Origin of the sequence: Amaricoccus solimangrovi (genome assembly GCF_006385685.1) — a bacterium.
Classification (GTDB): Bacteria; Pseudomonadota; Alphaproteobacteria; order Rhodobacterales; family Rhodobacteraceae; genus Amaricoccus; species Amaricoccus solimangrovi.
The window spans coordinates 1-20,277 of the sequence record NZ_VFRP01000005.1 but is presented as its reverse complement, the minus strand read 5'-3'; the positions used below and the strand labels follow the sequence as shown (position 1 = coordinate 20,277).

Annotated in this window: 20 protein-coding genes and 3 pseudogenes; 18 read left to right on the top strand and 5 right to left on the bottom strand. The window is 69.2% G+C overall.

Annotation, left to right across the window (positions count from 1 at the left end; translation table 11 throughout):
• The first annotated feature begins 1 nt into the window (after window position 1).
• From FJM51_RS07685 to FJM51_RS07645, 9 genes are all read left to right on the top strand, one after another.
• On the top strand, window positions 2–1,948 hold the full coding sequence (locus FJM51_RS07685) for a 3-hydroxyacyl-CoA dehydrogenase NAD-binding domain-containing protein (protein ID WP_140453550.1): 1,947 nt from the start codon (window positions 2–4) through the stop codon (window positions 1,946–1,948).
• Between the two features lie 76 nt (window positions 1,949–2,024).
• Window positions 2,025–3,080 (top strand): helix-turn-helix domain-containing protein, encoded by a 1,056-nt coding sequence (locus FJM51_RS07680; RefSeq protein WP_233713032.1) that lies wholly within the window; start codon window positions 2,025–2,027, stop codon window positions 3,078–3,080.
• A gap of 52 nt (window positions 3,081–3,132) precedes the next feature.
• A complete protein-coding gene (locus FJM51_RS07675) occupies window positions 3,133–4,539 on the top strand; it encodes an aldehyde dehydrogenase family protein (RefSeq protein ID WP_140453549.1) in 1,407 nt (468 codons plus the stop codon).
• Between the two features lie 128 nt (window positions 4,540–4,667).
• Window positions 4,668–5,804 (top strand): amine dehydrogenase large subunit, encoded by a 1,137-nt coding sequence (locus tag FJM51_RS07670; RefSeq protein ID WP_140453548.1) that lies wholly within the window; start codon window positions 4,668–4,670, stop codon window positions 5,802–5,804.
• Between the two features lies 1 nt (window position 5,805).
• The gene (locus FJM51_RS07665; protein ID WP_140453547.1) at window positions 5,806–6,336 is read left to right on the top strand and encodes a MauE/DoxX family redox-associated membrane protein; all 531 of its coding nucleotides are present in this window, start codon (window positions 5,806–5,808) and stop codon (window positions 6,334–6,336) included.
• Between the two features lies 1 nt (window position 6,337).
• Window positions 6,338–6,928: a redoxin family protein gene (locus tag FJM51_RS07660; RefSeq protein ID WP_140453546.1), complete on the top strand. Its 591-nt coding sequence runs from the start codon at window positions 6,338–6,340 to the stop codon at window positions 6,926–6,928.
• A 16-nt stretch (window positions 6,929–6,944) separates the two neighbouring features.
• Window positions 6,945–7,472, top strand: coding sequence for a methylamine dehydrogenase light chain (locus FJM51_RS07655; RefSeq protein WP_140453545.1), 528 nt, complete (start codon window positions 6,945–6,947; stop codon window positions 7,470–7,472).
• Window positions 7,469–7,918, top strand: a complete 450-nt coding sequence (locus FJM51_RS07650; RefSeq protein ID WP_140453544.1) for a c-type cytochrome — start codon at window positions 7,469–7,471, stop codon at window positions 7,916–7,918. Before FJM51_RS07655 ends, FJM51_RS07650 begins: the two co-directional genes overlap by 4 nt.
• A gap of 17 nt (window positions 7,919–7,935) precedes the next feature.
• Window positions 7,936–8,367, top strand: a complete 432-nt coding sequence (locus FJM51_RS07645; protein WP_140453543.1) for a c-type cytochrome — start codon at window positions 7,936–7,938, stop codon at window positions 8,365–8,367.
• 177 nt (window positions 8,368–8,544) lie between these two features.
• Here the strand turns inward: FJM51_RS07645 and FJM51_RS07640 are convergent, their stop codons facing one another.
• Complete coding sequence (locus tag FJM51_RS07640) at window positions 8,545–9,060, bottom strand: MarR family winged helix-turn-helix transcriptional regulator (protein WP_140453542.1); 516 nt, start codon at window positions 9,058–9,060, stop codon at window positions 8,545–8,547.
• A 138-nt stretch (window positions 9,061–9,198) separates the two neighbouring features.
• On the opposite strand from FJM51_RS07640, the gene FJM51_RS07635 reads away from it, so the two are divergent.
• The 4 genes from FJM51_RS07635 to FJM51_RS07620 are packed head-to-tail and all read left to right on the top strand — an operon-like array spanning window position 9,199 to window position 13,403.
• Window positions 9,199–10,362, top strand: coding sequence for an amidohydrolase (locus FJM51_RS07635; RefSeq protein WP_140453541.1), 1,164 nt, complete (start codon window positions 9,199–9,201; stop codon window positions 10,360–10,362).
• A gap of 36 nt (window positions 10,363–10,398) precedes the next feature.
• The gene (locus tag FJM51_RS07630; protein WP_140453540.1) at window positions 10,399–11,136 is read left to right on the top strand and encodes a DUF5058 family protein; all 738 of its coding nucleotides are present in this window, start codon (window positions 10,399–10,401) and stop codon (window positions 11,134–11,136) included.
• A 28-nt stretch (window positions 11,137–11,164) separates the two neighbouring features.
• Entirely contained in the window at window positions 11,165–11,863 is a 699-nt protein-coding gene (locus FJM51_RS07625) for a hypothetical protein (protein WP_233713031.1), read from the top strand.
• 34 nt (window positions 11,864–11,897) lie between these two features.
• Entirely contained in the window at window positions 11,898–13,403 is a 1,506-nt protein-coding gene (locus tag FJM51_RS07620) for an amidase (RefSeq protein ID WP_210240222.1), read from the top strand.
• Here FJM51_RS07620 and FJM51_RS07615 read toward each other — a convergent pair.
• Complete coding sequence (locus FJM51_RS07615) at window positions 13,381–13,629, bottom strand: type II toxin-antitoxin system CcdA family antitoxin (protein WP_233713030.1); 249 nt, start codon at window positions 13,627–13,629, stop codon at window positions 13,381–13,383. The two genes, FJM51_RS07620 and FJM51_RS07615, sit on opposite strands and share 23 nt — an antisense overlap.
• A gap of 579 nt (window positions 13,630–14,208) precedes the next feature.
• Here FJM51_RS07615 and FJM51_RS07610 point away from each other — a divergent pair.
• Genes FJM51_RS07610 through FJM51_RS07595 form a run of 4 tightly spaced genes read left to right on the top strand, consistent with a single transcriptional unit; the run spans window position 14,209 to window position 18,393 of the window.
• A complete protein-coding gene (locus FJM51_RS07610; RefSeq protein ID WP_140453538.1) occupies window positions 14,209–16,128 on the top strand; it encodes a DUF3604 domain-containing protein in 1,920 nt (639 codons plus the stop codon).
• A gap of 3 nt (window positions 16,129–16,131) precedes the next feature.
• Complete coding sequence (locus FJM51_RS07605) at window positions 16,132–16,545, top strand: DUF302 domain-containing protein (RefSeq protein ID WP_140453537.1); 414 nt, start codon at window positions 16,132–16,134, stop codon at window positions 16,543–16,545.
• Window positions 16,546–16,552: 7 nt separating this feature from the next.
• The gene (locus FJM51_RS07600; protein ID WP_181164480.1) at window positions 16,553–17,404 is read left to right on the top strand and encodes a peptidyl-prolyl cis-trans isomerase; all 852 of its coding nucleotides are present in this window, start codon (window positions 16,553–16,555) and stop codon (window positions 17,402–17,404) included.
• Entirely contained in the window at window positions 17,401–18,393 is a 993-nt protein-coding gene (locus FJM51_RS07595; RefSeq protein WP_233713029.1) for a HupE/UreJ family protein, read from the top strand. Before FJM51_RS07600 ends, FJM51_RS07595 begins: the two co-directional genes overlap by 4 nt.
• Window positions 18,394–18,467: 74 nt before the next feature.
• Here the strand turns inward: FJM51_RS07595 and FJM51_RS25540 are convergent.
• Window positions 18,468–18,668, bottom strand: a pseudogene (locus tag FJM51_RS25540) (transposase); the annotation flags it as partial.
• 152 nt (window positions 18,669–18,820) lie between these two features.
• Here FJM51_RS25540 and FJM51_RS07585 point away from each other — a divergent pair.
• Window positions 18,821–19,006: pseudogene (locus FJM51_RS07585) on the top strand (IS3 family transposase); the annotation flags it as partial.
• A 279-nt stretch (window positions 19,007–19,285) separates the two neighbouring features.
• Here FJM51_RS07585 and FJM51_RS07580 read toward each other — a convergent pair.
• A pseudogene (locus tag FJM51_RS07580) lies at window positions 19,286–19,606 on the bottom strand (transposase); the annotation flags it as partial.
• A 202-nt stretch (window positions 19,607–19,808) separates the two neighbouring features.
• Window positions 19,809–20,277, bottom strand: a 469-nt coding sequence (locus tag FJM51_RS07575) for a DDE-type integrase/transposase/recombinase (protein WP_140453534.1), incomplete at its 5' end; no start/stop codon positions are given.

The following is a 20,277-nucleotide window of genomic DNA, read 5'->3' as shown; positions in this document are numbered from 1 at the left end:
CATGACACTCACCGTCGAGCAGCCGCTCGCCATCGACATCCAGGACCGGGTCGCGGTCGTCACCATCGACAATCCGCCGGTGAACGCGCTCGGGCTGGCGCTGCGCCAGGCGCTTCTGGAGACCGTCGCGCGGCTCGACGCCGATGCGCGCGTCGACTCCGTCGTGCTGCTCTGCGCCGGCCGCACCTTCATCGCCGGGGCCGATGTGAACGAATTCGGCAAGCCGCCCGCCCCGCCGCATCTGCCCGACGTCGTCGCGGCGATCGAGGCGGCGCGCAAGCCCTGGGTCGCGGCGATCCATGGCTCCGCGCTCGGCGGCGGGTTCGAGATCGCGCTCGGCTGCGCCTTCCGCGTCGCGCTCGCCTCCGCCTCGGTGGGGCTGCCCGAAGTGACGCTCGGCCTCGTGCCGGGCGCGGGCGGCACCGTCCGGCTGCCGCGCCTCGTGCCGCCCGCGGTCGCGGTCGAGATCGTCACGGGGGGCAAGCCGGTGAAGGCGCCGAAGGCGCTGGAGTTGGGGCTGATCGACGCGGTGATCGAGGGCGACCTGCGCGACGGCGCGCTCGCCTTCGCCGCCGGGAAGCGCCCCGTGCCGGCCCCGCTCAGTGCGCGGGCGCCGCTCCCGGCCGAGCCGGGCTTCTGGGAGGCGGCGGAGAAATCCGTCGCCCGCGCCGCGCGCGGCGCGGCGGCGCCCGGCCGCGCGCTCGTCTGTCTCAAGCGGGCGGTGGAAGGTGACTTCGCCGACGCGATGGCCTTCGAGCGCGAGACGTTTCTGGAGCTGCGCGCCAGTCCCGAAGCGGCGGCGCTGCGGCACGTCTTTTTCGCGGAACGCGCCGCGGCGCGCCCGGCCTCGCTCAAGAATGTCGCCCCGCGCGAGATCCGGCGCGCGGCCGTGGTCGGCGGCGGCACGATGGGGGCGGGCATCGCCGCGGCGCTGCGCGACGCGGGCATCCCGGTGACGCTGGTCGAGCGGGACGGCGAGGCGCTCGACCGGGGGCTCGCCAATCTGCGCGGCATCTTCGACGGCGCGGTCCGGCGCGGCCGGCTGAGCGAGGCGGCGGCGGCCGAGCGCACGGCGGGGGTCGCGGGCGCCACCGACTATGCCGCGCTCGCCGAGGTCGATCTCGTGATCGAGGCGGTGTTCGAGGAGATCTCGGTCAAACGCGCGGTCTTTTCGGCGCTCGCCGCCGCCTGCCGGCCCGACGCGATCCTCGCGACCAACACCTCCTATCTCGACCCGCGCGCGATCGCTGAAGGCATCGCCGGGCCGGAGCGCTTCATCGGCCTCCACTTCTTCAGCCCGGCCAATGTGATGAAGCTCCTCGAGATCGTGCCGACGCCCGCGACCAGCGCGGAGACGCTCGCGACCGGCTTCGCCCTCGCCGCCAGGCTGCGCAAGGTGCCGGTCCGGGCGGGGATCTGCGACGGGTTCATCGGGAACCGGATCCTGAAGCGCTACCGGGCCGCGGCCGAGGATCTGCTGCGCCGGGGCGCGACCATCGAGGGCATCGACGCGGCGATGCGCGGCTTCGGCTTCGCGATGGGGCCGTTCGAGGCGCAGGATCTGGGCGGGCTCGACATCGCCTTCCTTCAGCGCGAGGGCGCCCGCGCGCGCGGCGAGGACGTACCCGCGACGCTCGGCGACATTCTGGTGCGCGCCGGGCGCAAGGGGCAGAAGACCGGCGGCGGCTGGTACGACTACGCCCCCGGCGACCGGAAGCCGCGGCCCTCGGAGACGGTCGCGGGGCTGCTCGCGGGCGAGATCGGGGGCGGGGAGCTGCCGGCCGACATCGCGGGGCATCTCGTCGGCGAGATGGCGGCGGAGGGCGGGGCCATCCTCGCCGAGGGGATCGCCGGGCAGGCGGCGGATATCGACCTCGTCGAGATCCACGGCTACGGCTTCCCGCGCCACCGCGGCGGGCCGATGTTCCAGACCGGCGGGAAGGGCTGAAGGCGACTCCGCGCTCGCCGCGCCGGCACGGCGGGTGTAGCGTCTTGGGTCAATGAGCGCCGGGAGGGCCTCGGGAATGGAGCATCCTGCCATGTCGGCCGATCCGCCTCGGCTGCCCGAGCCGGGAGTGGGGAGGGCTTGGGGCGTCCCGCTCCCGGAGACCCTGTCTCCGAAGTCGGTCGACCTGTTGCAGGACGACCTGCGCGCGGTCTGCGGGCTCTTCTCGATCGAGCCGGGCCCGACCAGGCGCGACGTCGTCGTGGGCGACGTCGGGCCGCGCAGCCTCGGCGGGGTCGAGACCGCGGTGGTGTCGTTCGAGGCGACGCGCGTGGTACGCGACGCGCGCCTCGCGCGGCAGCAGCCGGGCGAGCACCTGTTCCTGCTGATCCAGGCGGCCGGCGCGGCGCGCATCACCCAGGGCGAGCGAAGCGCCGATCTCCTGCCCGGCGACATGTACCTCGTCGATTCCACGCTACCTTCGGACTTCGCCTATGACGGCGCCTCCACCCAGATCTCGATGCACCTGCCCCGCCGGGAGATGCTCGGCCGGTTCGGCGCCATCTGCGCCGGCGGCCAGCGTATCCGGCGCGACGATCCGCTGCTCGAGGCGATGCGCGCCGTGGTGACCAAGATGGCGAGCGAGCCGGAGGCGGCGAACTCCGTGCTCGGCGAGGCCTTTCTCGGCCTGCTCGGCGCCTATTTCCAGTGCCTTTCGACGCAGGTCTCGCTGCGGGAGCGGGCGGAGAAGGCCGTGCTGTCGCGCGCGCTCCGGCTGATCGACCGCCATGCGCCGGATCCCGAATTCGGGCCGGTGGCGCTGGCGGAACGGCTGAACGTCTCGGAGCGCACCCTGCAGCGGCATTTCCGGACGCTGGGCGAAACCGCGAGCCGCCGCATCCTCGCCGCGCGGCTCCGGACCGCGCATGCGAGACTGGTCGGGGCGCGCGCCAGGCCCGCCTCGGCCAGTATCGCGGCGATCGCGATGGAGAGCGGCTTCAACGACCTGTCCTACTTCTATCGCGAGTTCCGGACGCGTTACGGCGTGCCGCCGGGCGCGATCAGCAGGGCCGTGTCGGAAGACTCCAATCCGATTGGCGGTCTCGTCCAAGATCCGCCCCTGTTGAACGGCTAGATTCCCTCGCAACCAGGCTGCCCGGAATGAGGCGCCAACCGGAGGAAATCACATGACCGACTACCGCCTCGTCATCGACGGGACGTCCGTCACCACCCCTGAAACCTTCGCGGTCGCGAACCCATCGACCGGCGGCGAGGCCGGACGGGCGCCCAATGGCGACGCGGCGACGCTCGAAGCCGCGGTCGCCGCCGCGAAGCGGGCGTTTCCGGCGTGGTCCGCCCAGGACGACGCGACCCTGCGCGAGGCCTGCGAGGCCGTCGCCGCGAAGCTTCGGGAGCACGCCGAGGAACTGTCGCGCATCCTGACGCTCGAGCAGGGCAAGCCCTTGAACGGCCTCGGCTCGCGCTGGGAACTCGGCGGCGCCGCCGCCTGGGCCGACCATACCGCGAGCCTCTCGCTCCCCATGGAGACCCTGCAGGACACGAACGAGGGCCGGGTCGAGCTCTACCGCAAGCCGCTTGGCGTGGTCGGCTCGATCACGCCCTGGAACTTCCCGGTGATGATCGCGGTCTGGCATGTCCTGCCCGCGCTCCGGACCGGCAATACCGTGGTGATCAAACCCTCGCCCTATACGCCGCTCGCGACGCTGCGCATGGTCGAGATCCTGAACGAGGTTCTGCCCGCGGGCGTGCTGAATTCGGTCTCGGGCGATGACCGCGAGTTCAACATCGGCGCCGCGATGTCGGCGCATCCGGACATCGCCAAGATCGTCTTCACAGGCTCGACCGTGACCGGACGCCACGTGATGCGCTCCGCCGCTGATACCCTGAAGCGTCTAACGCTCGAACTCGGCGGCAACGACGCGGGCATCGTGCTGCCCGACGCCGATCCGGCGAAGATCGCCGAGGGTCTGTTCTGGGGCGCGTTCCTCAACAACGGCCAGACCTGCGCCGCGATGAAACGCCTCTACGTCCACGACTCGATCCACGACGCGGTCTGCGACGCGCTGGTCGCCTACGCCGCGAAGATCCCGGTCGGCGACGGGCTCGACGAGGCCTCGGTCCTCGGTCCGGTGCAGAACCGCATGCAGCATGACAAGCTCTCCCGCCTCGTCGCCGACGCGGCGGGCCGGGGCGAGGTTCTGCTCGGCGGCGCGCCCGGCGAGGGGCTGTTCTTCCCGCCCACGATCATCGCCGGCCTAACCAACGGCCACGCCCTCGTCGACCAGGAGCAGTTCGGCCCGGCGCTGCCCGTCATCCGCTACACCGATGTCGAAGAGGCGATCGCCGCGGCGAACGACAGCCCGAACGGCCTCGGCGGCTCGGTCTGGTCCTCCGACATCGAGGCCGCCAGGGCGGTGGCGAAGCGGATGGAATGCGGCTCGGTCTGGATCAACAAGCACGGCGCGATCCAGCCGAACGCCCCCTTCGGCGGCGTGAAGCAATCCGGGCTCGGCGTCGAATTCGCCGAGGACGGGCTGAGGGAATACACCTCGGCCCAGGTCGTCTTCAGCTGAGCGGCGGCGGCGGGGCCGGATAACCGGCACCCACCGCCCGCATCCGGAAGGCCAGCCGCCACGGGCGATGCTGGCCCCGGCGCCATGCCGCCTCGCCTCCCCCCTGCCAGAACCGAAACAGGTTTGCCATGAAACGTCATCTCGCCATCGCCCTTTCGGTCCTCGCCGCCACCGCGGCGGGCGCCTTCGCCCAGGACGCGGGCATCGAGCCCGAGACGCTGAGCGTGCTGGAGCGCATTCCCGAAGGGCCGCATCTCTACGTGATGGACTTCGGCATGAACGGCTCGAGCCCGATCTACGTGCTGAACGCCGACGACCTGTCGCTGGTCGGTTCGATCGGGACCGGCACCTTCGGCACCATGATGATGAGCCCCGACCATGCGACGCTCATCTCGGCCTCGGCCTACCTGCGCCGCTATACCTACGGCGATGTCGAGGCCGTCATCCACGAATGGGACTCCCAGACGCTGAAGGCGAAGAAGGAGTTCATGGTCTCGCCGAAGCTCGCCCAGGCGCTCAGCCAGCGTGGCACGCTGAACCTCTCGGCGGACGGCAAGTACCTGCTCGCGCAGAACGCCACCCCGGCCACCTCGGTCACGATCGCCGACCTCGCCGAGGGCAAGGATCTCGGCGAAGTGCCCACTCCCGGCTGCTGGACCGCCTATCCCTCGGTCGAGGGAACCGCCTTCACCACGCTTTGCGGCGACGGCACGATCACGAAGCACACTTACGACGCCAGCGGCAAGGCCAGCGCGCCGGCCAAGTCCGACAGGATCTTCGACGTCGACAAGGACCCGCTCTACGGCGATGCGACGCGGGTGGACGGCAAGCTCGTCTATCTCTCCTACGGCGGGACGCTCTACATCGTGGACGACGCCGGCGAGAAGCCGGTGCTCGACAGGACGGTGCCCTTCGCGGAAGCCGGCTGGGCGCCCGGCGGCTACAATCTGATGGCCTACAGCAAGCCCGCGAACACGCTCTTCGTGTTGATGCATTCCAACCCCTACGACGGGTCGCACAAGAACCCGGCCGAGGAGATCTGGGCGATCGACATGGCGAGCATGAAGGTCGTGGGCCGGTCGCCGGCGCATGGCGAGACCAGCATCTCGGTCAGCGGCGGCGAGAAGCCGGTGCTCGTCGGGATCGACCACATGGGCGGCGTGCACCGCTACGACGTCGCCACGGACGGGCAGGTGAGTCTGACCGAGACCGCCTCGCGCGAGGGCGTCGCGATCTTCCCCACCATGGTGCTGACGGACTTCTGAGATGGCGGAACCCGGGATCCTCGCATCGCTGACGATCACCGCGTTTCTCGTGATCGTGCTGGCGCGCGCGCTCTGGCACAAGCTCGACCGGCATCTCGAGACCGTCGGTTTCGCCCAGGGCTACGGGCTCGTGCCAGCCACCTGGACCGGGCCGATCGTCCGCGCGCTGAGCGTGGCCGAGGGCGTGATCATCCTCTCCCTCTTCATCCCCGCCACGCGGCGGGAGGGCGGGGCGATGGCGGCCGCGCTCTTCGCCGGCTACGGCCTGCTCATGGCCGCCGCGCTCCTCGGGGGCAGGCGGCGCATCGACTGCGGCTGCGGGGGCGCCCCGCAGATCGTCTCGGCTTTCACGCTCGGGCGGAACGCGGTCCTGACGGCGCTCGGCCTCGCGGTCGCCATTCTTCCCGCGACATCGGCGCCGCCAACGGGCGCCTTCGTCGCCATCACCGGGGCGCTGGTTCTCGCCGCCATTCACGGCGTCATCGAGAAGCTCGCCTCCCACCTGCCGTACAGCCGGAGAGAGGAGGGTTGAGATGAGCTTTCTCGCATATTCCGTCGTGATCCTGTGGATCGCGGTGATCCTGCAGACCGCCGTGATCTTCGCGCTCGCGCGCCAGATCGGCATTCTCTTCGAGCGGGTCTCGCCGGTCGGGGCGATGGTGTCCTCGAGCGGCCCCGAGCTCGGCGCGGCGGCGCCCGAGCTGACGCTCGCCAACCTCAACGGCGCGCCGCTCGACTTCGGCGCGGCGCGCGGCCGAGCCCGGCTGGTCTTCTTCCTCTCGACCAGCTGCCCGATCTGCAAGGCGCTCCTGCCGGCGCTGAAGTCGATCCGCGCCGACGAGGCGGGCTGGCTCGACATCGTGCTCGCCTCCGACGGGCGCGAGGCGCCGCACCGCCGGCTGATCGAGACCGAGGGGCTCGAGTCCTTCCCCTATGTGCTGTCTCCCGAACTCGGGATGCGCTTCCGGGTCGCGAAACTGCCCTTCGCAGTGCTGATCGACCAGAGCGGCAAGGTCGCGGCCAAGGGGCTCGTGAACAGCCGCGAGCAGCTCGAAAGCCTCTTCACCGCCTCGGAGACCGGCATTCCTTCCTATCAGGCCGCGATCGCCGGCATGACCTCGTAACCAAGGGAACCCCATCATGTCCCGGATCATCGAAACCCTGCTGAGCCGACTCGACCGGAGCGTCGAGTCCAACGTCAGGTCCTCGGCGCGCGTCTTCGGCCGCCGCTCCTTCATCGCCGCGACCGGCACCGCGCTCCTCGGCGCCGCGGCCGGCCTGCCGGTCCTGCCGTTCGACCGGCGCGCCAACGCGGCCGAACCCGCCGAGGGTGACGACCCCTGCGCCTACTGGCGGCACTGCGCGATCGACGGCGTGCTCTGCGAGCAGTCCGGCGGGTCGCTCACCGCCTGTCCGCCGGGTTCCTCGGCCTCGGCGGTCGCCTGGGTCGGAACCTGCTCCAATCCCGAGGACGGCAAGGACTATCTGGTGAGCTACAACGACTGCTGCGGCAAGCCGATGGTGCCGACCGCGACCTTCTGCAACAACAACAAGGGCGAGCGGCCCGGCTATCGGATGGGTCTCTACAACGACGTCAACTGGTGCATGGCCAACGCCGACAAAGGCTACCACTGCACGGTCTCGATCGTGATGGGGCTGGCGGAATGACGCGCGCGCCGCTTCTCACCGGCCTCGCGGTCGCGATGGCACTCGCCTCGGCCCCGGGCGGGGCCGCCGATCTCGACGGCGCCGCCCTGTTCGAGACGCATTGCGCCGCCTGTCACGGCGCGGGGGGTGTCGGCACTCCGGGCCTCGCCCCGCCGCTCGACCGCCCGGACTTCTGGCAGGCCCTGGGCGAGAACGCGCCGGAATACATCGGCGGCGTCGTCACCAAGGGGCTCAACATGCGCATCGCGGTGCGCGGCGAGCAGTACATGGGCACGATGATGCCGCCCGTGGCGGGCGCCTCGGACGAGGAACTCGCCGCCGTCGCGACCTGGGTGCTCGACACGCTGGGCGGGACGCAGCTCGCGGTCGCGCCCGCCGATATCGCCGCGGCTCGGGACACGATGACGATGGGTGCCCTGAAGAACCTGCGGCCGGAAACGCAATAGGGCCTCGGGGAAACGCGATGCGAGGCATTTCCATCGGCCTGGGTCTGGCGCTCTCGTGCATGGCGCTCTCCGGCGCGGGACCGATCTCGCCCCATGCCAGCTATGCGCTGCACTGCTCGGGCTGCCACACGATGAGCGGCGGCGGGGCTCCGGAGGCCGGCATTCCCGACTTCCGGAACTCGGTCGGCAACATCGCGGGCTCCGAGGCGGGCCGGACCTACATGATGCATGTTCCGGGCGTGGTTTCCGCCGGCCTGACCGACGCGGAGATCGCGGAGGTCATGAACTACGTCCTCGATGCCTGGGGCGCCGGCGCGTCCCCCTTCACGGCGGCGGAGGTGACGCGGCGCCGCGCGGTGGCCGTCGGGGACGTGGTCGCCGAACGCCGCCGGGTCGCGGCCGAGCTTTCCGGCGCGGGAATCCCGACCGCGCAGTACCCCTGGCCGTGAGGGTGGGAAACCTGCGGCGGTGGCCCAAGCGGATGCTCGCAGACTTCGCTTGCAGGCCGATGTCATCGCCCCGGATGATCGCCTCTCGGCGCGGTCGCGGGCCGTCTGGCCGGCCGCGAAGAGAAGCGCGAGATTCCTGGGCGCTGACATCAGATCCGGTCGACCCCGGTCGGCTTTTCAGGTCTCGCTGGGGCGGTCGTCGAACGTCACCGACCCGTAGGCCTGCTCGACCTTCTCCTCGAATTCGTCGCTGTCGAGCCAGTCTGCCATCTTGTCCATCGTGGCGATGAAGGCCGAGACCTCGGCCGGATCGAGCTTTTCGAAAACGAGCTTCAGCCCGATCTCGGTGAGCCTGTCCGCCCGCGACCGCGCCACCTGCCCGGCCTCGGTGATGTAGAGGCCGAAGCGGCGGGCGTCGGACTCGAAGTTGCGCCGTTCGATCTGGCCGCCACGGACGAGGTTCTGGATCAGCCGCGAGGCGAGGCTGCGCTCCAGCGCGGCCCTGACGGTGATGTCCGCGAAGGTGATGCCGGGATTGTCGCCGACCAGGCGGAGAACCCGGACCGTTCTGACATCCAGCCCCACGTGCTCCACGAAGCGATCCTCGACCGAATCGACCGTGACGCTCGCCAGCATGTTCAGCTGGTAGATGGGGTTTCCCCGGTGAAAGGTCTCTGACCAGTTTCTGACCATGGTTCGCCTCATTCCCTAAAATTTCAACGACCTGTCGCCGCGCTTGCCCGCGCGTAGCAAAGGGCAAAAAATCTCTTGGTACAATTGTCTTAAAATGATATTGTCTTGAAAAAAGATATACAACAGGAGGAACCCGAGATGAGCGTTCTCGAGGATATCGCCGCGCGCAAGCACGAGTTCGTCGCCTGGCGCCACGCGCTGCACGAAAACCCCGGGCTCGGCTTCGAGGAGACGTTCGCGGCCGAACTGGTGGCCCGCAAGCTGAACGAGTTCGGCTTCGACGAGGTGCATACCGGCATTGGCGGCACCGGCGTCGTGGGCGTGCTGCGTGGCGCGCGCCCGTCGAACCGGGTGATCGGCCTGCGCGCCGACATGGACGCGCTGCCGATCGCCGAGGAGACCGGGAAGCCCTATGCCTCCAGGGTGCCGGGCGTGATGCATGCCTGCGGGCACGACGGGCATACCGCGACGCTGCTGGCGACCGCCTGGCAGCTCGCCCGCGACCGGGATTTCGCGGGCCAGGTCGTCTTCATCTTCCAGCCCGCGGAAGAGGGGCTCGGCGGGGCGCTCGCCATGCTGGAGGACGGCCTGCTGCGGCGCTTCCCCTGCGACCGGATCTACGCCTATCACAACATGCCCGGCTGGGAGGTCGGCCACATGCTCACCCGGCCCGGCCGGCTGATGGCGGGCAGCATGTTCTTCACCATCCGCGTTCAGGGCCGGGGCGGGCACGCGGCCATGCCGCAGTCCACGATCGACGCCACGCAGATCGCCTCGAACATCGTGACGACGGCGCAAAGCATCGTCGCCCGCAACGTCGACCCGATCGAGACCGGCATCGTCTCGTTCACCGACGTCTATGCCGGGACGAACAGCTTCAACGTCATCCCCGACAAGGCGTCGCTGAGGGGCTGCCTGCGCTACTTCGACAAGAAGGTCGGCACCGAGATGGCCGAGCGGCTGGAAGCGGTCGCGAAGGGAGTCGCCGCGACCTACGGCGGCGCGGTCGAGATCGAGTTCGAGGAGATCTTCGTCCCTCTCGTCAACGATCCGGACGCGACCGCGATGGCCCTCGCGGCCGCGATCGACACGGTCGGCGCGGACAAGGTCGATGGCGACGCGCGGCCGATCCCCGGCAGCGAGGATTTCGCCTATATGGTCGAGGATCTTCCGGGCAACTACATCTGGGTCGGCGCCGGCCCCGGTGCGATGCCGCACAATCCCGGCTATGATTTCAACGACGAGATCATCCCGGTCGTCGCCAGCTATTTCTGCCGGCTGGTCCAGCTCGAACTCGCCTGACGCAAGCCCGACGCAGCTCCAACCGAGAGAAACAGCATGGATCAGGTCCTCCGGATCGCCAACAGCCCGGTACTGTGGCTCCTGGCGACACTCATCGTCGGCGTCGTCGTCGCGCAGGCGCTGCTCTACCTGCGCATGACCCTGTCGTTCTCCGACCGCTTCCGGATCCTCACCGGGGAAGAGCGGCGGATCGTCTTCAAGACCGCCACGATCAACTCGATCGGGCCGGCGATCGCCGTGTTCTTCGTCGCGGTGTCTCTGGTCGCGATGGTCGGCAGCCCAGTCACGCTGATGCGGGTCGGCGTCATAGGCTCGGCGATCTTCGAGTTCGTCGCCGCCGACCAGGGCGCGCGGGCCGCCGGCGCGCAGCTCGGCACCGACAGCTTCACGCTGCAAGCCTTCACCGCCGCCGTCTGGGTGATGACGCTCGGCGGAATGGGCTGGCTGCTCTCGACATTCTTCATGACGAAGACGCTCGACCGCGCGCAGGAGAAGCTGAGCGTCAGCAACCCCGCGCTGATCCGGGCCATGGGCACCGCGACCCCGGTTGCGATCTTCTTCATCCTCGGCGCCAACGCCGCCGTCGACAAGCAGTGGCTCAGCGACATCACCGTCGCGATGGACGATCTCGCCGCGGTCGCGGTCAGCGCGCTCTGCATGGTCGCGCTTCACTTCGCCGGCCGCGGCCGCCCGTGGCTCCGCGAATGGAGCGTCGGCCTCAGCCTCGTCGCGGGCCTCGCGGCCGGCTATCTCGTCAGCCAGTCCCTGGCCTGATCGCCCCATCATCCCGGAGACCGTCCCAATGACCGACCAGACCCTCGAAGGGTTCTACCGGACCCGCTTCATCCCCCGCGCGCACCGTATCGGCCGGCTCACCCTGCTCGTCGCCATGGTGTTCTGCCTGCTGCCGGCGCTCTACCTGTCCTTCGTGCTCGGCGCCTTTCCCGGCGTCGGGGTGATCCTGACCGGCTTTCTCGCGATCGCCGCCTTCGTCGGCATCATGTGGGTGGTCGAGCCGATCTCCTACTTCCCCGTTCTCGGCGTCTGCGGCACCTACATGAGCTTCCTGTCGGGCAATATCGGCAACATGCGCATGCCCGTGGTGGTCTCCTGCCAGAACGCCATCGAGGCCGAGGCCGGCAGCCGCAAGGCCGAGGTCGCCGCGGTGATCGGCATCGCTGTCTCGGTGCTGGTGAACCTTGTCTTCCTGATCGCCCTGGTGGTGATCGGCAAGGCCCTGATCGACATCCTGCCCGCTCCGGTCGCTCAGGCGGTCAAGGATTACACCCTGCCCGCCCTCTACGGCGCGGTCCTGGTGATGTTCATGAGCGGCGCCACCCGGCGCGACGCGCTCACCGGCATCCTCGCCGGCCTCGTAGTCTTCCTGTCGCCGGTCCCAGAGATCTTCGGCGCGGCCGGCGCCGGCATCCTCGCCATCGCCGCCGTCGTGCTGACCAATGTCGGAAGGTTCCGTCCGGCCGGGCAGCGCCGGGTCAACTGAACCGCGGCGTCCGCTGGCGCGAAAGGACAAGACGATGACCGTGCTCACCAAGACAAGGACCGGGACCGGTAACCCGCCCGGCCAGCTCCCGCCGGAACCCGTTGCCTGGGACGCCCTGACGCTGTCGCGGGCGATCCACGCCCGGGAGATCTCCTGCCGCGAGGTCATGGCCGCCTACCTCGCCCACATAGAGCGGCACAATCCCGCGGTGAACGCCATTGTCTCGCTCCGCGACGGCGACGCGCTTCTGCGCGAGGCGGACGTCCGTGACCGGCAGCTCGCCCAGGGCGAGTCCATGGGCTGGCTGCACGGCATTCCGCAGGCGATCAAGGATCTCTCCGCCACCGCCGGCCACCGGACGACGCTCGGCTCGCCGCTCTTCGCCGATCACGTTCCGGGCTCGGACAGCATCATGGTGGAGCGGATCCGGCGCGACGGCGCGATCATCATCGGCAGGACCAACGTGCCCGAGTTCGGCCTCGGCTCGCACACGTACAACCCGGTCTTCGGCGCGACCCGCAATGCCTATGATCCGGGCCGGAGCGCCGGCGGATCGAGCGGCGGCGCCGCGGCGGCGTTGGCCATGCGCCTGCTGCCGGTCGCCGACGGCAGCGACATGATGGGCTCGCTCCGCAATCCCGCCGCCTTCAACAACGTCTACGGCCTGCGGCCATCCTTCGGTCGCGTGCCCTTCGGCCCGACGCCCGAGGTCTTCGGACAGCAGCTCGCGACCGAGGGACCGATGGCGCGCACCGTCGCGGATCTCGCCCGGATGCTCGCCACGCAGGCCGGGCCGGACCCGCGGGCGCCGCTCTCCATCAACGAGGATCCCGCCGTCTTCGCCGGGAGCCTCGACCGGGACCTGAAGGGAGTCCGCGTCGGCTGGATCGGCGACTGGCGGGGATACCTGCCGATGGAACCGGGCATCCTGTCGCTCTGCGAGAACGCCCTCGGCACCTTTCGGGATCTCGGCTGCGAGGTCGACGAGCTGGTGCCGGACTTCGACCCGGCGCGGCTCTGGCAGTGCTGGCTGACGTTGCGCCATTGGGGCGTCGCGGGCCTGCTCGGGGCGCTCCACGCCGATCCGGCCAAGCGCCGGCACCTCAAGCCCGAGGCGCGCTGGGAGGTCGAGGGCGGTCTCGCGCTGTCGGGGGCCGACGTCCACGGGGCGAACACGATCCGCAGTGCCTGGTACGCCGCCCTGCTGAAGCTGTTCGAGCGCTACGATTTCCTCGCCCTCCCATCCGCGCAGGTCTTTCCATTCCCGGTGGAAGAGGCTTGGCCGAGAGAGATCGCGGGCCGTCCGATGGACAGCTATCATCGCTGGATGGAAGTCGTCGTGCCCGGCTCCCTCTCCGGTTGCCCGACGATCAGCCTGCCGGCGGGCTTCTCGCCATCGGGCTTGCCAATGGGGATCCAGATCATCGGCCCGCGCCAGGCCGATCTCTCGGTGCTGCGACTCGCTCGGGGATACGAACGCGCGGCGGGCGGGGAACCGGATCGGCTTCCGAACGCCCTCAAGGCCTCAACCGCTCCATGACGTCCGGCCAGGGGCGGCGAGGATATCCGCCAGCGGATGGCCGTCGCGCGTGTCCCGCGAAAGCCGCCGCGTTGTCCTCGAGCCATTTCCGTCGGCGCGCCTCAGCGACGGCCTGTTTCAGCGCGACCTCGGCGACGGCCGACACGTTCACACCGAACTCCCGCGGCGCGTCGAGCGCGGATGCGTCGAGGGAGACCGAAGTTTTTGTCTTCAGGGGCGCGGCCATCCCGTACCTCCGGCCCATACCGCGAAATTATCCCTCCTGACGGCCCCGATCGAGCCGCTCCGGCGCCGTCATCGCCTGGTCGGCGGCCGCGCGGGCGGGGCAGGGCTCACACCTTTCCGATACCGGCGGGGGTGAATTCCCACCCGGGCGGCGCCTGCGCGGCGAACGGACCGGGGGTCGTGCTTCCGGTGCGGCTCGTGACATGGACAAATCCATGATCGGCGCCGGGGATCTGATCCCGCGCGCGAGGGACAAGCCGTCCCCGCGGCCGCCGCTGGTCCCGCTGGCGCTGATAGGCATGCGGGTCGCCAGGTTTGGCCCTCCCCTCCGAGGAGCGGCCCAGGACTTTGGACAGGGCCGCGGAGGCGCGGCGGAAATAGCTGGCCGCCGTGGGGATGATCTCGTGGGTGAAGGGGTCCTTCCGGCGTGGCGCCCGCGCCCGCGGCGACGTCGTTGTCGGGTGCCCGCGGCGGATTCCGTGTTACGATCCGCGGGCCATGGCGATTCACCCGCGGGTTCGGAGGTTCTGATCTTCATCCCATACCCGAGATCCCAACTTGTCTGCCGAAAGGTCGGATCATGACGCGACGCTTAGCTCTTCTCGCCCTTTCCTCCACATTCCTCGCCAGTCCGCTCGCGGCGCAGGTCAATACCGACGCGGGCACGATCAATCCCGCCATGGTTGAGCGTTTCTTCAACCAGCCGGGCTATTCCCCCTATGCCGGGCGAAACTTCGCGACCCAGCCGCTCTGGGGCGAGATACACCTGCACACCAGCTGGTCGCCGGACGCGTTCGCCGGCGGGACGCGCGTCGGACCGGACGAGGCGCTGCGCTATGCCGAGGGGGAGGAGATCACCTCGAGCACCGGCCAGCCGGTGCGGCTCTCGCGTCCCTATGATTTCCTGATGGTCGCCGACCATTCCGACGCCCTGGGCGTCGTCGCCAGCATCTACGAGGGTGACGCGACGATGATGGCCGACCCGACGCTCAAGCGCTGGCATGACGAGATGCAGAAGGGCGGCGCGGCGGCCGGCGCGGTCGTGATGGAGATGATCACCCTGCAGGGCGAGGGCAAGGTTCCCGAGCCGATGACCGACCCGAATACCCAGATGGATATCTGGCACAAGATGACCGAGATCGTCGAAAGCCACAACGATCCCGGAAAATTCACCGCGCTGATCGGGTACGAATGGACGTCGAACTATGGCGGGGGCAACAACCTGCACCGCAACGTGGTCTACCGCGACGGAAAGGACAAGGCCGACATGGTCCGGCCGATGACGACCTTCGACAGCGACATCCCCAACAAGTTCTGGGACTGGATGCAGGCCTACGAGGACAAGACCGGCGGTCAGGTCCTGGCCGTGCCGCATAACGGCAACCTTTCGAACGGGCTGATGTTCGCGACGGAGACCCCGGACGGCAAGCCGATCGACGCGAAATGGGCCGAGACCCGCGCCCGCTGGGAGCCGCTCTACGAGGTCACCCAGAGCAAGGGCACTTCGGAACAGCACCCCTCACTGGCCCCGAGCGACGAGTTCGCCGATTTCGAGATCTGGGACAAGGGCAACCTGAACGTCGTGCCGAAAGAGCCGGGCATGATCGATTATGAATATGCCCGCGAGGCGCTGAAGCGTGGGTTGAAGCTGCAGGAGGAATTCGGCACCAACCCGTTCAAGTTCGGGCTGATCGGCTCGACCGACGACCATACCGGCGTCTCCTCCACCGAGGAGAACAACTTCTGGGGCAAGTTCCCGGCCAGCGAGCCGGGGCCGGAGCGCTCGACCGGCAATGCTTTCGACTTCGACGGCCGCACGGTGAAGGACTGGAAGCTGGGGGCCTCGGGTCTGACCGCCGTCTGGGCGCCCGAGAACACCCGGGCCTCGATCTGGGACGCGATGAAGCGCAAGGAGGTCTACGGCACCACCGGCACGCGGATCACGCTGCGCTTCTTCGGCGGCTGGGACTTCGTGCCGGATGATGCCCTCGGCCGGACCCCGGCCAATATCGGCTATGGCAAGGGCGTGCCGATGGGGGGCGACCTGATGCCCGCCCCCGAGGGCGCGAGCGGCCCGAACTTCCTCGTCGCCGCGATGAAGGATCCCTTCTCCGGCAACCTCGACCGGATCCAGATCATCAAGGGCTGGCTGGACGCGGAGGGCGGGATGCGGGAAAAGATCTACGACGTTGCCTGGTCGGGCGACCGCGAACCGGATGCCGACGGCAAGCTGCCCCCCGTCGGCAATACCGTGGATGTCGAGCATGCGACCTTCACCAACACGATCGGGGCGCCCGAGCTGATCACCGTCTGGACCGATCCCGACTTCGATCCGGCGCTCAAGGCCTTCTACTATGCCCGGGTGCTCGAGATCCCGACGCCGCGCTGGACGGCCTACGACGCTGCCTATTTCAAGGACTCGAAATTCACCGATGACGTGCCGATGACCGTGAACGAACGCGCCTACAGCTCGCCCATCTGGTACACCCCGGCCGAGTGAGACATGAGCGCGCTTGGTTCCACCGTGACCCTCGACCTCCCCTTCGACGGGGCGGTCGAGGCCGTCACCGCCGCGCTCGCCGCCGAGGGCTTCGGCGTGATCTCGCGGATCGATCTGGACAAGGCCTTCGCCGAGAAGCTGGGCCGGGACTTCCATAGATACACCATCCTCGGCGCCTGCAATCCCGGGCTCGCCCACAAGGCCGTCACCGCCCGGCCGGAGGTCGGGCTGCTGCTTCCCTGCAATGTGACCATCGAGGACACCCCCGGGGGCCGCGTCGTCCGGATCATCGACGCGGCCTCGATGATGAGCATCGGGGATCTGGGGCGGACGCCCGAAATCGTCGAACTCGGCGCCGATGCCTCGGCCCGGCTGGGCCGGGTCGCCCTCGCCTTGCGGGGCGGGGCCAAGGGCTGAGGACACGATGCCGGTGACCCGGATCCGCGCGGTGCTCGCCTCGCCGCTGCTGCGTTTCTTCGTTCTCGGGGGCTTGGTCTTCTTCGCCTACGATCTGACGAACCCCGCTTCGAAACAGCCGCCGCGCGACGACGTGCTGCGGCTGTCCGAAACCGATGCCCAGCGGCTGGTGATGGATTTCATCGCCGCCCGGCATCGCACCCCCGATCCCGAGGAGGTTCGCGGCCTGATCCGCGACTGGGCGGTCGAGGAGGCTTCGGTGCGCGAGGCGCTGGCGCTCGGGCTGGACCAGGGCGACGCGATGATCCGAAACCGGTTGCGGAGCAAGGTCGAGTTCCTGGCCGAGGCCCCGGCGGCCGCGCTGATCCCGGACGACGCCACGCTCGAAGCCTACTACCAGGCGAACGCCGCGCGCTTCGCACGCGATGGCGCGTTGAGCTTCGAGCAGGTCCTGCTTCCCGCCGACGCGGGCCCCGACGAGGTCGAGGCGGTGAAGGCGAAGCTCGAACAAGGCGCCGATCCCGGCGACCTCAGCGCCTCCACCATGCTGCCGCCGCTCGTCGAGGCCATGGCGACCCCGGCGGTCGAGCGCGTCTTCGGGGCGGGCTTCGGTGGCGAGGTGGCGGCGCTGCCGCTCGACCATTGGTCCGGTCCGGTGACGAGCGGCTACGGCAGGCATCTGGTGCGACTCGAGAGCCGCCGGGCCGGCGCGCCGCCGCCGCTCGCGAAGGTGCGCGATCGCGTCCTGGCCGACTGGCGGGCCGCGAAGGCCCGCGAGATGCGCGAGAGCTATCTGCGGAGCCTGCTCGGGCGCTACACCCTCGAATTGCCGACGATCGCGGACGGGGATCCGAAATGATGCTTCGCGCGGCGCTTCTGGTGCTCGTGCTGGCGATCCCCTGGCCGGTCGCGGTCCTCGCCCATGCGCTGGATCCCGGCTATCTGGAACTGTCGGCGATGGACGGGGATCGCTGGCGGGTCACCTGGCGGATGCCTGATGTCGGCGGAAGCCCGATGCCGATCGCCCCCCGGCTGCCCGGGAATTGCGCCAGCGACGATCCACCGGCCCCGCGTTTCGACGGGCGCGGCTGGAGCACGGCCTATGTCGCGACCTGCCCCGGCGGCCTCGCGGGCGGAGAGATCCGCGTCGAGGGGCTGGAGAATACCCGCACCGACACGCTGGTGCGCTACGAAACCAGACCGGGCAAGGCCGTGACGCAACGCCTGACGCCCGGCGCCCCCGGGTTCATCGTGCCCAAGGATCCCGGTCGCCTCCAGGTATTCGCGAGCTACGTCTCGCTCGGGGTGACGCATATTCTCGAAGGCGCCGATCACCTGCTCTTCGTGCTCGCGCTGCTCCTGCTTGTCCGCGATCCCCGCCGCCTGCTCTTGGCGGTGACCGCCTTCACGCTGGCCCACAGCATCACGCTGGTCGCGGCGACGCTGGGCTGGTTGGCCTTGCCCTCGGCCCCGGTCGAGGTGGTGATCGCATTGTCCATCGTCTTTCTCGCCCACGAACTCGCTCTGCCCCCGGAACGCCGCGACCCGGTGGCCGAGCGCTTCCCGGCGCTGGTCGCCTTCGGCTTCGGCCTGATCCACGGCCTGGGCTTCGCCGGCGCGCTGCGCGACATTGGCCTGCCGCCGGATGACATCCCGATGGCGCTCCTCGCCTTCAACCTCGGCGTGGAACTGGGGCAACTTCTGTTCATCGCGGCGATCCTCGCGGTCGGCGCCGCGTTCCGCCGGATTTTCGTCTTTCCGCGCCGGGCGTCCGCCGTCGCGGCCTATGCCATCGGCACCATCGCGGCGTTCTGGTGTATCGCGCGGCTCGACGCCATGTTTCTTTGAGGGAAGCCGACGGATGACGCAACATCGCGACCAGAAGGCGCGCGCCTCCGCGCCGCTTCTCACGAAGCGCGCGGCGTCTTGAGCACCGCGGCCCTGCCTGGCTTCGCCGGCGCGTTCCGCGGCGCATGAACGCGTCGGCGCCGGGGAGTGGTGTCGAACACCTGTCTCGCAGTGGTACGCAGCCCCTTGTGGTCGGCGGCGATCATCACACCGCGCAGGCCGCGATCCGCCAGGCCGCGGCGGAACTCGGTCCAGAAGGTCTGGACCTCCGGAGGCGAAGGAAGGGAGGTCGCCGATGTGGCAGCCGGCGGAGAGCGCGCGCATCCCCGACAGGTTGAAGTTCCTCCTCCAGGAAAACGCCGACCGCATCGCCGAGGCGATCTCCGCAGAGCACGGCAAGACCCATGACGACGCGCTCGGCGAGGTCACCCGCCGCCGTCGCCGCGTCGATCACGTCAGGACAAAGTTCAGCGTGTCGGAGAGGCTGGCGTGCCGCGTGCTGGGGCAGCATCGCTCGACACAAGGAAAGACGCCGAGAGGCCGGGCCGATGACGCGGCGCTCACTGCGGACATCGTCGCGCTGGCGACAGAGTGCGGCCGTTATGGCTACCGCCATCGCCTTGGCCAATCGCATGGCCAGGATCGTCTGGGCCCTGCTCAGGAATGGCCGTGCCGCTGACTCCTGTTCGTCCGTGGTCGGCGCGAGGCCGCCAACATGATGTCGGTGAGATCGGTTCCCGGGCGCCCATCTTGAAAACGTGCTCGAACGCATGTTCGGCGACAGGGACATATCCGGCGTCTCCAGGAACCACGTCCCGGTGGGGACATCGTCACGGCGCGATCGCAGCGCCGAGAGTTGAAAAGCCTCGTTGTTGCTCTGGCCAGTTGATCCTCAGACCGCGACTGTTTCCGTGTCTCGGGTCATGCGGAAGTCCGTGCCGTCCATCCACATGCGGTGAAGAGCCACCCGATGCGGCGCGCCACCGCGACCGTCGCGCGCTTTTGCCCACGCCGGCCGGCCACCCGCGACCCCCAGGCTTTGAGCCAGCAGGGGCGAGCCCGATGCATCATCACCGTCGCCGCGTTGAAACAGGACGGTTCGCAGCATCGCGTCTCCCGCCTTGGTGATGTGCCCGACGAGATCGCGTTCACCGGACTGATCGCGTCGGGGCGTCAGCCCGACCCAAGGACCGACATCGCGGGACGAACGGAATGTTTAGTCCCAGCATGTCTTGGCTTGGCTGACGAACGAACAGTTCCGGCCTTTCCACGGCGATCCGCTGAATTGCTTCGAGGGGCGTCCTGAAGCGGAGCGCCTGGAGTTGCTTGGCGTAGTTGTAAGCGAGCAGCCAGTCGCGGACATGACGCCGAAGGTGAAGCGCGCCGGGTTTGCCGGAGGCGTTTTGGTTTGAGTCCTACGCCGCCACGGCGGGTGTCTCCAGTTCGGCGTAGTAGTTCGTTTCGGCCTCGGCAGGCGGGATGTTTCCAATTGGCTCGAGGAGGCGGCGCTCGTTGAACCAGTGGACCCATTCGAGGGTGGCGAACTCCACGGCCTCGAAGGATCGCCAGGGCCCTCGGCGGTGGATGACCTCGGTCTTGAAGAGGCCGATCACCGTTTCGGCGAGCGCGTTGTCGTAGCTGTCGCCGACGCCGCCCACGGAGGGCTCGATCCCGGCCTCGGCGAGACGCTCGGTGTAGCGAATGCTGACATATTGCGACCCTCGGTCTGAGTGGCAGATGAGCCGGCCACCCTCGAAAGGATGGCGTTGGTGCAACGCCTGATCGAGGGCATCGAGCACGAATTCCGCCTTGGCGACGCGCGACACGCGCCAGCCGACGATGCGTCGGGCGAAGGCGTCGATGACGAACGCGACGTAGACGAAG

Excerpts from the sequence above, each read along its gene's own strand:
- FJM51_RS07620 (WP_210240222.1), top strand. The coding sequence starts at position 11,898 with ATGACCGTGCTCACCAAGACAAGGACCGGGACCGGTAACCCGCCCGGC.
- FJM51_RS07655 (WP_140453545.1), top strand. The coding sequence starts at position 6,945 with ATGTCCCGGATCATCGAAACCCTGCTGAGCCGACTCGACCGGAGCGTC.
- FJM51_RS07645 (WP_140453543.1), top strand. The coding sequence starts at position 7,936 with ATGCGAGGCATTTCCATCGGCCTGGGTCTGGCGCTCTCGTGCATGGCG.
- FJM51_RS07635 (WP_140453541.1), top strand. The coding sequence starts at position 9,199 with ATGAGCGTTCTCGAGGATATCGCCGCGCGCAAGCACGAGTTCGTCGCC.
- FJM51_RS07680 (WP_233713032.1), top strand. The coding sequence starts at position 2,025 with ATGGAGCATCCTGCCATGTCGGCCGATCCGCCTCGGCTGCCCGAGCCG.
- FJM51_RS07650 (WP_140453544.1), top strand. The coding sequence starts at position 7,469 with ATGACGCGCGCGCCGCTTCTCACCGGCCTCGCGGTCGCGATGGCACTC.
- FJM51_RS07630 (WP_140453540.1), top strand. The coding sequence starts at position 10,399 with ATGGATCAGGTCCTCCGGATCGCCAACAGCCCGGTACTGTGGCTCCTG.
- FJM51_RS07595 (WP_233713029.1), top strand. The coding sequence starts at position 17,401 with ATGATGCTTCGCGCGGCGCTTCTGGTGCTCGTGCTGGCGATCCCCTGG.
- FJM51_RS07685 (WP_140453550.1), top strand. The coding sequence starts at position 2 with ATGACACTCACCGTCGAGCAGCCGCTCGCCATCGACATCCAGGACCGG.
- FJM51_RS07625 (WP_233713031.1), top strand. The coding sequence starts at position 11,165 with ATGACCGACCAGACCCTCGAAGGGTTCTACCGGACCCGCTTCATCCCC.
- FJM51_RS07670 (WP_140453548.1), top strand. The coding sequence starts at position 4,668 with ATGAAACGTCATCTCGCCATCGCCCTTTCGGTCCTCGCCGCCACCGCG.
- FJM51_RS07610 (WP_140453538.1), top strand. The coding sequence starts at position 14,209 with ATGACGCGACGCTTAGCTCTTCTCGCCCTTTCCTCCACATTCCTCGCC.
- FJM51_RS07660 (WP_140453546.1), top strand. The coding sequence starts at position 6,338 with ATGAGCTTTCTCGCATATTCCGTCGTGATCCTGTGGATCGCGGTGATC.
- FJM51_RS07675 (WP_140453549.1), top strand. The coding sequence starts at position 3,133 with ATGACCGACTACCGCCTCGTCATCGACGGGACGTCCGTCACCACCCCT.
- FJM51_RS07600 (WP_181164480.1), top strand. The coding sequence starts at position 16,553 with ATGCCGGTGACCCGGATCCGCGCGGTGCTCGCCTCGCCGCTGCTGCGT.
- FJM51_RS07665 (WP_140453547.1), top strand. The coding sequence starts at position 5,806 with ATGGCGGAACCCGGGATCCTCGCATCGCTGACGATCACCGCGTTTCTC.
- FJM51_RS07605 (WP_140453537.1), top strand. The coding sequence starts at position 16,132 with ATGAGCGCGCTTGGTTCCACCGTGACCCTCGACCTCCCCTTCGACGGG.
- FJM51_RS07615 (WP_233713030.1), bottom strand. The coding sequence starts at position 13,629 with ATGGCCGCGCCCCTGAAGACAAAAACTTCGGTCTCCCTCGACGCATCC.
- FJM51_RS07640 (WP_140453542.1), bottom strand. The coding sequence starts at position 9,060 with ATGGTCAGAAACTGGTCAGAGACCTTTCACCGGGGAAACCCCATCTAC.